This window comes from Marinomonas communis (assembly GCF_004363305.1).
Lineage (GTDB): Bacteria > Pseudomonadota > Gammaproteobacteria > Pseudomonadales > Marinomonadaceae > Marinomonas > Marinomonas communis.
Window position 1 is genome coordinate 349363 of sequence record NZ_SNZA01000004.1, and the last position, 11919, is coordinate 361281.

Below are 11919 nucleotides of genomic sequence, written 5' to 3' on the forward strand. Positions count from 1 at the left end.
CTTTTAAATGGTCACAAACTTGGACATAAGAAAAGCCCCAAACAAGGAGCTTCTCATCCAAATTTATATCGGTCATAAGGAATGGGCGCTATTTTCGCTTATCTTAGAGATTTAGACAATCTTAGTCTCAAGCGCAAAACTGATATATATTGCGGCGCTAGCCAATTTTAGTTACTCGAGTTATTGCCAAATTCGTTTAGGGCTTTCTGTAAATCTGAAGTACTTAGGGATGATCCATGCTGATCCAACCATTGGCCGAGTTCCATCTTTTGACAAGGCGCCAATGTTTCAAAATGAAATGCCATCATAAAGGCGCGATTACCTTTCGGCAAAACCGAACCTAATGTCTGGTAAAAGGCAAACTCAGAATGGGGCTCAAGCGGTTCACAATGAGATATGAAATCAACGGAGTTGGCTTGTATTTTCGCTGCGTCTCGATCGAGATACTGATGGTACTTTTCAATTAATGCGTTAGATGATCGGTATTGTTGAGCATAACGAAACAGCAACAGTTTGTTTCTTACTTGCTCTACTGCGGGATCAGTCTCAATATCCATGGTGTGCCAACCAATCACCCGTCCCACTTCTTTGCCATATGAGGCTGCAATGCCCGCATCCCAAGTACGCGCTGCATACTTCAACATAGCTTTACGCATGCCAAAATAAATCGTCTCGGTATCTTCTTTATCCATCTCTGAAACACCAAGTAATGTAGGAACATCCTGTTCTTGAATGTTAAAGCCGATTTCATTATCGACCGCCATCAGAAAGTAGGTTTTTGAGGCGAAAACACGATCATTTTGAGGGGAGGAGTTTAGATTTTCAGCGAGAAGAGACGACGAGGCAACAGTGAAAGGTAACAGGCACGTTAGGGGCCAATACATCGACTTTTTTGGCATGAGAATCTCTTAAAGCTGGGTTATTTTTGTAACATTCAAATCCGAATGAGTAACGCTATCGAATACGTAAAAGCCTTGCAATGGCTGTCAGGCCAAGCTTTTTGCAAAAAACATGAATTAATTTTACGTTGTCATACACTGTTTGACGTTTTCATTCGGTAGGATAATAAGGCACAACACTAACCATTGGAGTGAATACATGAGTACAGAGGCCGTTTCGCAGGCTTTAACCCCTATCATTGCAGGCCCTTTATTAAGAAAGCTGGACTCTGACTCATTGCATCTTTGGCTCGCCACCAGTTGTGACAGCGCTATAGACGTTACCATTTTCGAGAACGAGGCTGCCCTCTCTCAAAAAGCTGATATACAAACTGTCCATCTAGGAAGAAAACTGTACTTAAAATTCATTAAGGTGGACTTTGAGAAGCCTTTACCTGCCGACACACCTCTGGCCTACGAACTAAATTTAGACGGCGCGCCTATCTCCCAAATACTTGAGCATGACTTAAATTATGCAGCGGAGTCCACTAAGACTGAGTTCATTTGGCGCCCTAAAGTTAACTCGGTTTTGCATGGTTCCTGTCGCAAAGCACACTATGGCTATCATATTCAGGATGCGAGTCGTAAAGCGGGTGATGGCCTAGTCGAAGCGGACCATCATCTTAATAACACTCAAATCGAACAGTGGCCCTCCCTTATGGTGCTATCAGGCGATCAGATATACGCCGATGATGTGGCAGGCCCGATGTTACATGCGATCCGACAAGCTATTACTCTATTAGGCATAGAGGAAGAAGCTATTCCCAATGCGGAGCAGCCACTTTCCGAACAACCCTACTTTTATCAGCGAGAAGCATTATTACCCCAGAGCGATCAAAACGATGAGCTCAATAAACAGTTCTTCAAAGGTAAGAAAAAGCCCGTTTTCACAACGGATACCGCGCATAACCATTTAATGAGTTTTGCTGAAGTCATTTGCATGTACCTACTCGTGTGGTCTCCGACACTTTGGCGCCATATTTCTCTTGAGCGCCCAGACAGCATCAATAAAGAAGAGCATCGCCTCCGCTATGACAAAGAACGTAAAGCCATAGAAGAGTTCGTGGAAGGGCTTCCGCAAGTACAACGTGTGCTGGCGCACATCCCTAGTGCGATGATGTTTGACGATCACGATGTGACGGATGACTGGAACCTCACTGCAGAGTGGGAGCAAACCGCCTTTGGACACCCGTTATCAAAACGCATCATCGGCAATGCTTTATTTGGTTACTTGCTTTGTCAGGGCTGGGGAAACAATCCGGCACAATACGATCATGCTTTTATAAAACAGGCCGAGACAGCTGCACTTACTCAAGAAGCGCAAGTGCGGGATACATTTATTGATGAGCTACTTGCCTACGACCAATGGCATTACCACTGGGACACCCAACCAAAGCTTGTTGTTCTAGATACCCGCACACGTCGTTGGCGCTCAGAAAAAAGCTTTAGCAATCCATCAGGTCTTATGGATTGGGAAGCCATCACTGATCTGCAGCAAGACATCAAAAACCTAGACTCCGTGATCTTGGTGTCTCCTGCGCCCATGTTCGGTGTAAAGTTGATCGAAGCGATTCAGAAAGTCTTCACTTGGATTGGTAAACCCTTAATGGTGGATGCAGAAAACTGGATGGCACACCCGGGCTCAGCTTATGCATTAATGAACCTATTTACCCATGCCAAAACACCAACAAATTTCGTGATTTTATCAGGTGATGTACACTACTCGTTTGCCTACGACATCAAGTTAAGAGGCCATAAAAGCAGTCCGAATATTTGGCAAATCACAAGTAGTGGCCTGCGTAACGAATTCCCACACGATCTTCTGGAGTGGTTTGACCGACTCAACCGTTGGCTGTACGCGCCTTGGTCCCCTTTAAACCTATTTACGAAACGACGCTCATTACGGATATCGCCACGCAAACCCGATAACGCAGATCACGGCGAGCGCTTACTGAATCACTCCGGTATTGGTTTGGTTCACTTTGATGATCAAGGTCGCCCTTCTGAAATCGCACAACTCTGTAAACAGAATGAGCGTGTTACGTTTCTCAGCACTAAGCGCTCTTAGCTTAGTCTCAAGCATTTCAGCATAAAAAAAGGAGCCAAGTTTGGCTCCTTTTACTTTTTCACTTAAGTTCTTATCAATCTTCAATCGGGCGCTTAGGGAATAAGCGACGAATCAAGACAAAGAACAACGGTACAAAGAAGATCGCCAATAACGTTGCCGTTAAGGTTCCCCCCACAATACCAGTACCGATTGAGATTCGGCTGTTAGCACCCGCACCAGAAGACAGTGCCAGTGGCAATGTACCAACGATAAAGGCAAGCGATGTCATGATAATCGGACGAAGACGTAAACGTGCGCCTTCCGTTGCCGCATGCCACACATTTTCACCTCGACGATAGGCCGCTTCAGCAAACTCAACGATCAAAATGGCGTTCTTCGACGACAGACCTATGATGGTCAATAGGGCGACCTGGAAGTACACATCATTTTGTAGATCACGCAAGTAGATAGCCCCCGCTGCACCGATCACCCCAAGTGGGATAACCATGATTACCGAGAACGGTACCGTCCAACTTTCATACAAAGCAGCAAGACATAAGAAAACCACTAAGATAGAAACCGCATACAAGAAGTACGTTTGACCGCCCGATTGCTGCTCTTGGTAGGACAAACCACTCCAAGCATAAGAAGTACCTTGCGGTAAGCCTTCAGCGATACGAGCCATTTCAGTCATGGCATCGCCAGAACTTAGACCCGCTGCAGCCGAACCTTGGATCTCATAAGAAGGTAAGCCATTGAAGCGCGCAAGTGTTTTAGGACCATACGTCCACTCACTGTCAGCAAACGCGGAGAATGGCGTCATTTTGTCACCGTCACCACGTACGTACCAGTGCTGTAAATCTGATGGCGCACCACGGTATTCCGCGTCACCTTGAACATACACACTCTTCACACGACCACGGTCGACAAAGTCATTCACGTAGTTACCTGCCCAAGCGTAAGACAATGTACTACTGATGTCTGCCATGGAGAGTCCTAATGCCGAGGCTTTTTCTTGGTCGATGTCGATATGAAGTTGTGGGGTTTCCCCTTGTCCACCCATACGAACACCACTCAAGATCTGACTCGCACGAGCATCGCTTAATAACTTATCACGCATCTCAAGCAAGGTTTCACGGCTCGTATTACCCGCAGCCTGAAGCTCGAAGGTAAAGCCATTACTTTGGCCAAGACCACGAATTGAAGGCGGTAACAATGAGAAGATCTGCGCATCACGAATACCCGCTAAACCTGGGTAAGAACGCGCAACGATATCCGCCGCAGAACTTCCAGGCTCGGTACGCTCATCCCAATGTTTGAGCAATACGAATGCCATACCCGCGTTTTGGCCTGTTCCCATAAAGCTGAAGCCAGAGATGGTAAAGATAGAGTCCACATAGTCTTTTTCATTGTTCAAGAAATGATCTTGGACTTTATCCATAACCTCTTCAGTACGAGCCATCGAAGCCCCTTCCGGCAAGGATACGATGACCATGACGTTACCTTGGTCTTCAGTCGGTAAGAAGCCCGTTGGCGTGTTGATCATCAAGTAACTCATACCAGCAATGATCACCAAGTAACCTGCTAACCAACGTACTGGTTGCTTGATAAGCGTCGCCACTCGACCACTGTAACGTTCCGTCCAACGGTCAAAAGTACGGTTAAACCAACCACCTAAGCCACGCTTTTCTTTGTGGTGACTTGGTTTCAAAAGCGTGGCACAAAGGGCTGGCGACAAGGTCAATGCCACGATCACCGACAACACCATAGACGACACAATGGTGATAGAGAATTGGCGATAAATTACCCCAGTTGAACCACTGAAGAAGGCCATCGGTACGAATACCGCGGACAGAACTACCGCGATACCAATCAATGCGCTGGTGATTTCTTTCATCGACTTGATGGTGGCTTCACGAGCTGACAGTTTCTCTTCTTCCATTACCCGTTCAACGTTTTCCACCACAACGATGGCATCGTCCACAAGTAGACCAATCGAGAGCACTAAACCAAACATGGTCAAGGTATTGATTGAGTAACCAAACGCCTGCAAAACACCAAAAGTACCTAGCAAGACAACAGGTACTGCGATCGCAGGGATTAAGGTTGCACGCCAGCTTTGTAGGAACACAAACATCACGATGACAACCAGAACAATCGCCTCAAACAGTGTTTTCACCACCTCTTCAATAGAGATCTTGATGAACTCTGTTGAGTCTAGTGGAAGAGCTGTTTTATAGCCTTCAGGTAAGCCTCGCTTCAATTCTTCTATGGCTGCTTTTACACGCTCAGAGGTTTCCAATGCGTTCGCACTAGGCGCCAGCATCACCGCCATACCTGTAGAAGGGTGGCCATTTAAGCGTGGAGTAAAGTTGTAGTTCTCACTACCTAACTCAACCGTCGCTACATTTTTCAGACGAACCGTCGCACCATTGTCATCATAGTTAAGGATGATGTTCTCAAACTCTTCCGGTGTTTCTAGCTTTGACTGAGCCGTTACCGTCGCATTTAGCTCTTGGCCGTTTGCGATGGGGTAACTCCCCAAGCTACCGGCTGCTACTTGAACGTTTTGCGCCTCAATGGCATTCGCAATATCTGATGGTATTAAGTTATAAGTCGCTAATTTAAGTGGATCTAACCAAATACGCATAGCGTAAGACGAGCCGAATACCTGAACACTACCTACCCCTTCAAGTCGAGAAATAGGGTCCTGCATATTCGATACTAGGTAGTCAGATAAGTCGCTAGCGTTATCCTGATCGGTTTCATCATAAAGTGCCATGATCAACAGGAAGTCAGACTGAGACTTGGTCACAGTCACCCCTTGTTGCTGCACAGAAGACGGCAGGTTTGACGTGATCTGCTGAACTTTATTCTGAACTTGTACCTGAGCGGTATCCGCATCGGTTCCTTGCTCAAAGGTCACATCAATACTGGCACGACCAGTAGAGCTACTGCTTGAAGAGAAGTACAGTAAGCCATCTAGACCAGTAAGCTGCTGCTCAATAATTTGTGTAACACTGTTTTCAACCGTTTCCGCCGATGCACCGTTGTAGGTAGCAGAAATTCGGATAGAAGGCGGTGCTACATTCGGATATTGGGAAATAGGCAATTGTGTGATGGCAAGAATACCTGCCAACATGATGACAATTGATATTACCCAAGCAAAGACTGGGCGCTTAACAAAAAACTGCGCAATCATAAACTTGGCTCCTTTAATTTACTGGCCAGTGGTCGCAGCATTTGCTTCAACAATTCGACCCGTTTGTGGATCACGTTGCAGTTCCACCGCATTCACTTCAGCACCTGGGCGAATTTTCAAACTGCCTTGAACGACGACACGATCACCCGCTTTGATACCGTCCGTCACATACCATTGATTACCAATGGAACGCTCAGTCTCTAGAATGCGCTGCTCAACTTTGTTATCAGCATTGACAACGTATGCAATGGCATTGCCTTTCACATCGCGGGAAACGCCCTGTTGAGGCACTAGAATCGCTTCGCTGTCATTCAGATCGTTAATCTGTCCGCGGACAAACATCCCTGGCAACAGTAGACCATCAGGGTTATCAAACTCCGCACGTAAGGTAACACTGCCGGTCATCTCATCTACGTTCACTTCACGAGTTTTCAAACGACCTTTGTAAGGGTACTCAGAGCCATCTTCTAAAGTTAAGGTAACGCTTTGATCTCCTAAGCTGACGTGATCTAGGCTCAATAGCGTTCTCTGACGAAGCTGTTCAACACTGGTTTGAGCCAAGTCAACGAACATAGGGTCCATGGCACGGATAGTGGTCATCGCCGTCGATTGACCAGCTGTCACCAAGGCACCTACTGTGACATCTGAGATGCCAATTTTGCCATCGATTGGGGCGGTGATTTTCGTGTAAGCCAAATCAATCTTGGCGCTGTTTAATGCCGCAACTGCACGTTTTTCATCCGCAACTGCAGATAGATAGGCAACGTTTGCATCATCTAAGTTTTGCTGAGAAACGTTGTTACGTTCTTTAAGCTGACGGTAACGCTCGTATGTTTGCTTCGTCGAGGTTAGCGTGGCACGAGCGCTGTCTAGGTCTGCCTGTGCCTGCTCTAAATTGGATTCATATACTGAGTCATCTAGCTGATAAAGTAGGTCTCCCGCCGATACAGTCTGCCCCTCTTCAAACAAGCGCTTTTCCACGATACCGCCTACCTGTGGACGAATTTCTGCTTCAAGGCTAGATTTGGTACGGCCAGGCAATTCAGACGTTAGCTTTACTTCTTGCTTTTCAATGGTGATGACACCTACTTGAGTTTTTGGTGCTTGCTGAGCTGGCGCGCTCGCTGCGGCACTGCTTTCGCTTTCTTGACAACCCGCCAAAATCGCCGAGGCCAGTACAACCCCTGTAATCAATATGTTCCTAGACAGCATATACTGTGGTGACTCCAATAATTATCATTTGAGAATGAGCGTTCATTCACACTATAATCCAGCTTGGTTACAGTTCCCATCTTTCAATCGTGTAAATATTTATGAAAAAAACTCCGGTAAATGAGCAAGAACGCCGCCAGCAGATTATGAATGCATTTATCGTGCACGTTGTGGAAAAAGGCTTTCATAAGGCCAGTATGGCCGACATCGCGAAAACAGCTGAACTCAGTGTAGGCCAAATTTATCGTTATTTTGCCCACAAAGAGGACATTATCCGCGCTGTTGTGGAGCAGAAAACCGAAGAGTACCTTCTAATGATGGAGGAGTTTCTCGAAAAGAAAGGCTGGCTGGCACGAATGTTCGAGCCGGAGCACGAACAAGAATTCCACACAGAACGCATTTTAAACATGGAAATCAAAGCTGAGGCGAATCGCTCAGCGGCATTAGCCAAAATCCAGTACGATGCGGATCACCGCCTGACCGAGCACGCGGTGAAGTTGGTGCGTCAACGTTATGCCCTAGACGACGAAACGGACATCCGCGCTAGAGTCCAGTTTTTGGTAGCGCTAACCGATGGTTTATTCCATCGTAGAGGCTTTTTTGCAGGGCCTTTTGATGCAGCATCTCACCAACTATTTCAGCATATGCTGAACCAACTTTTCCCCGATAATTAAGCGGTTTTGCGCCTCAGAAAAGCGCGGACCTGACTCCACTTACTGACCAGCATAGCGGAGAAAATAAGCGCACATCCTATGAGTTGAAGACTGGTCATGGTTTCACTAAACCAAATAGCCGCTAACAGCGCTGTCCAGACAGGCTCTAAGTTCATGATCACTGCCGCATGGCTAGCAGGCGTTAAGCTCTGGCCGTAAGTTTGCAGCAAGAAACGTAAACTGGTGGCGATCAGTGTGCTAGCTAAAAACCAGCCTACGATGGGCAATGATACGGAGTGAGGCACCTCTTCAATGGTCGGAGACACCATCAACATAACGACACCCGCAGTAAACAGCTGTATCGCAGTCAACACCAGCACATGCAGTTTCGTCGACATGCGAGTTAGCAGATTAAATTGAAAAGCAAAGGTAATCGCAGACACAAGAAAGAAGCCCTGCGCCCACTCAAAGCTCACGCCATTACCTAACGCCAAACATCCTAAGCCAATCACGGCAATGGGGAGCGCAACCCAGATACTGCGAGCAGGACGCTCCTTGAACATAAAGCGCGCGAAAACGGGCACTAAAATGACGCCCAAGCTGTTAATAAAGGCTCCAACGCCAATATTGCTCACTTGATCGAGCCCCACAATCCAAAACATCATGGCAATGCTCATGACAGCACCAACCAGGGTCGCGCCTTTTAAGTCTTGCCAACGAATCCCTTTAAAGAAACGAGCGCCAACAAAAAAAAGTACTATCCCAGCGATGACAAAGCGCACTCCGAGAAAGAAAATGGGTGGCAACTCCGCCAACGCTTCTTTGGAGAAAATCCAACCAAACGCGGCGATAATGGTGACTGAAACTAAAATCAGTTCAGCTTTTAGCAAAGATGGCGACGTGCTCAAAACATCATCCTTTTATTAATGCACGGCCTGATCACTATAGGCGTAGCGCGGTGACATCATGCCCATAAATGCTATCAAGCTTACTTTGAATAATTCCATTGGCGTATTTAGAGGCCACTCCCAGCGCTTCGAGTTTTAGACGCCCCTGCCAACCACCGTGCATATGATATAACGAGGCGTTATCTCGTGACTGCTTCTGTACAGCTGTTGCACGAGGTTTACGCAATTTCTCATACTTCATAAAAGCATATTCGTAATCATACTTTTCCAATGTACCGGATAGCACGAAGGCATCTTCAATGGCCATCGCCGCACCTTGTGCCATAAACGGCAACATGGGATGACATGCATCACCAAGCAAAACCACTCGATCATCATGCCACGTTGGTAACACTGGTCGACCATTCAAGGCCCACAAAAACGTTGACTCACAACCATCCAAAACAGCAGTGACTTCAGGGTGCCAACCATGGAATTTACTGCGCAAGACTTCAGTGTCGCCCTCTTCACGCCAAGATTCGTAGCGCCAGCTAGCCTGCTCTTCTACCGCAATAAAATTGACAAACTCACCGCCTCGAAGGTAGTAAGTCACCATATGCTGATGCGGCCCAGCCCACACCGTAGCATTTGGCTGAACCGATGCGCCTTTGATATTGGCAATGGGCACCGTGCCACGCCAAGCAACTTGCCCAGTAAAGATTGGCGCTTGCGCCCCCAACATTAGTTCACGAATTTGGGAATGAACGCCATCGGCCCCAATCAATAAATCGGTTCTCAGCGTTTGTTTTTCCAGCAGGACTTTGACATGGTCCTTCTCGTTTCGATAGCCCATCACTCGCTGATTGAGCTGAATATCGACCCCGTGTTGCTGGCAGGCTCGCACTAATTCTTGATGCAAGTCGGCGCGATGAATATGCCAATACTGAGCGCCGTAACGCTTCACCATCTCCCGTCCCAGTGGCATATCAAGGTAATGACGACCACTGCGATGATCACGAATGCAGGCACGCTGAGGAGTAAAGCAATGGGGTTCAATGGCATCTGCCACACCGAATGCTTGCAGTACTTTGACGGCATTGGGGCTAAGCTGCAAACCCGCTCCCACTTCGCTCAGTTCGGGGGCTTGCTCTAACACAACCACAGTAAAGCCTTGTTTCGCCAACCCCAAAGCAGCGGTCAACCCGCCAATGCCTGCGCCGACAACAATAATGTGCTCAGCCAATTTTACCTGCTCCACCATTTATTCCTTTGTTCATGCCCTAACCACAAAATCATAACAAAAACCGACTATTTAAACCTGATTTAAGTTCTTCTCCATCCTAGATTCTCTTGAAAGAAGTTTCAGTAAAACGCCTCTTTTTTGGCTCAATAATTGCTCTTCATTAGTAAAAGCTAAGTTTCGCTTGCCAACAGCTCTATTTTGGTTCATCAATAACCAATACCGCGCACGAGAATGAACTGTGATAGTGCAGTCCTCAGCCGTTAAAGGGGATAATTTGAATATGGATACACTCACTAATAACTATAACGCTGGCGTTTTTTTCGATGAGTTAATTGACGCTCAAGGGAAAGCCAGAAAACCGGCAAAAGAATTGCTAGATTATCTAGAAAGCCTCCCTACTGAAGAACTTGAGAAGCGGCGCCTAACCGCCGAAGCAACGGTTCAGGAAATGGGAATTAGCTTTACCGTTTACACTGAGGAAGGCAACATTGACCGAGCCTGGCCATTTGATATCGTTCCTCGCACCATCGACGCTAAAGACTGGAAAATCACCGCAGAAGGATTAAAGCAACGACTCACCGCCCTCAATCGCTTCATCGACGACCTCTACCACGATCAACGCTGTATCAAAGATGGCATCATCCCAGAACACATCATCAAAGATTCAAAAAACTTCCGCCCAGAATGCGTTGGCGTCTCACCCAAGTACGGTGTTTGGGCGCATATTTGTGGCACAGATTTAGTGCGCGATGAGCACGGAGACTTTTACGTTCTGGAGGATAATTTAAGAGTGCCATCTGGTGTCTCTTACATGCTTGAAAACCGTGCCATTACCAAACGTGTTCTACCTGAATTATTTGAAAACGACGAAATTTTACCTGTTGGGTCGTACACCTCTGACTTGTTTGACACCCTCGCGGCTTTGTCTCCACGAGACATTGAATGTCCAGAAATCGTTGTCCTAACACCAGGGATCTACAACTCAGCGTATTTTGAACATGCGTTTCTCGCACAGCAGATGGGGGTTGAGTTACTCGAAGGTGCGGATTTATTTGTGGACGAGGACGACTGCGTTTACATGAAGACCATTTACGGTCCTGAACGCGTGGATGTGATCTATCGCCGTATTGACGACTTATTCCTTGATCCAGAAGCGTTCCACCCTGACTCCGTACTCGGTGTTCCAGGGTTAATGCGCGCTTGGAAAGCCGGCAACGTCGCTTTGGCCAATGCACCAGGTGCTGGTGTTGCAGACGACAAGGTAGTCTACGCCTATGTACCTGACTTGATCCGTTATTACCTTGACGAAGAACCTATTCTTAAAAACGTAAAAACCTATCTTTGCGATAACGAAGAAGATCGCGAATACGTGCTAGCACATCTGGATGAGTTAGTGGTCAAGCCTGCTAATGAATCAGGCGGCTATGGCATGCTTGTTGGCCCCCATTCGACTAAGAAAGAGCAACAGATCTTTGCCGAGCTGATCAAAGAAAACCCGCGCAACTATATTGCTCAGCCAACCCTTAAGCTTTCTACGGCGCCAACCTTGATCGGTAAAGGCTCTCTGGAACCGCGTCATTTGGATTTACGTCCGTTTATTTTACAAAGCAACGAAACTTACGTGACCACAGGTGGCTTGACACGAGTAGCGATGAAAAAAGGTTCTCTCGTCGTCAATTCGTCACAAGGCGGTGGTAGTAAAGATACTTGGATTGTGGACACAAAAGGAGCTTAATC

General features: G+C 46.9%; 8 protein-coding genes. 3 read left to right on the forward strand and 5 right to left on the reverse strand.

The genetic code is table 11. The features are described 5' to 3' along the window. Window positions 1–167: 167 nt before the first annotated feature. Window positions 168–899 (reverse strand): hypothetical protein, encoded by a 732-nt coding sequence (locus C8D85_RS13240; protein WP_133563483.1) that lies wholly within the window; start codon window positions 897–899, stop codon window positions 168–170. 199 nt (window positions 900–1098) lie between these two features. Here C8D85_RS13240 and C8D85_RS13245 point away from each other — a divergent pair, with 199 nt between their 5' ends. After that, window positions 1099–3006 carry an alkaline phosphatase D family protein gene (locus tag C8D85_RS13245; RefSeq protein WP_133563484.1) on the forward strand — a complete coding sequence of 636 codons (1908 nt, stop codon included), beginning with the start codon at window positions 1099–1101 and terminating at the stop codon, window positions 3004–3006. Window positions 3007–3079: 73 nt separating this feature from the next. On the opposite strand, the gene C8D85_RS13250 is transcribed toward C8D85_RS13245, so the two are convergent. Further along, window positions 3080–6187: an efflux RND transporter permease subunit gene (locus C8D85_RS13250; RefSeq protein WP_133563486.1), complete on the reverse strand. Its 3108-nt coding sequence runs from the start codon at window positions 6185–6187 to the stop codon at window positions 3080–3082. A gap of 18 nt (window positions 6188–6205) precedes the next feature. Then, window positions 6206–7399 (reverse strand): efflux RND transporter periplasmic adaptor subunit, encoded by a 1194-nt coding sequence (locus C8D85_RS13255; protein WP_133563488.1) that lies wholly within the window; start codon window positions 7397–7399, stop codon window positions 6206–6208. Window positions 7400–7500: 101 nt separating this feature from the next. Between C8D85_RS13255 and C8D85_RS13260 the strand changes: the two genes are divergently transcribed. Next, window positions 7501–8073, forward strand: a complete 573-nt coding sequence (locus C8D85_RS13260) for a TetR/AcrR family transcriptional regulator (RefSeq protein ID WP_133563490.1) — start codon at window positions 7501–7503, stop codon at window positions 8071–8073. Here the strand turns inward: C8D85_RS13260 and C8D85_RS13265 are convergent. Further along, window positions 8070–8960 carry a DMT family transporter gene (locus C8D85_RS13265; RefSeq protein WP_133563492.1) on the reverse strand — a complete coding sequence of 297 codons (891 nt, stop codon included), beginning with the start codon at window positions 8958–8960 and terminating at the stop codon, window positions 8070–8072. The genes C8D85_RS13260 and C8D85_RS13265 overlap by 4 nt on opposite strands. A gap of 34 nt (window positions 8961–8994) precedes the next feature. After that, window positions 8995–10200: an FAD-dependent monooxygenase gene (locus C8D85_RS13270; RefSeq protein WP_133563494.1), complete on the reverse strand. Its 1206-nt coding sequence runs from the start codon at window positions 10198–10200 to the stop codon at window positions 8995–8997. 262 nt (window positions 10201–10462) lie between these two features. Between C8D85_RS13270 and C8D85_RS13275 the strand changes: the two genes are divergently transcribed. Further along, window positions 10463–11917 (forward strand): circularly permuted type 2 ATP-grasp protein, encoded by a 1455-nt coding sequence (locus C8D85_RS13275; RefSeq protein WP_133563496.1) that lies wholly within the window; start codon window positions 10463–10465, stop codon window positions 11915–11917. The last annotated feature ends 2 nt before the right edge of the window (window positions 11918–11919 follow it).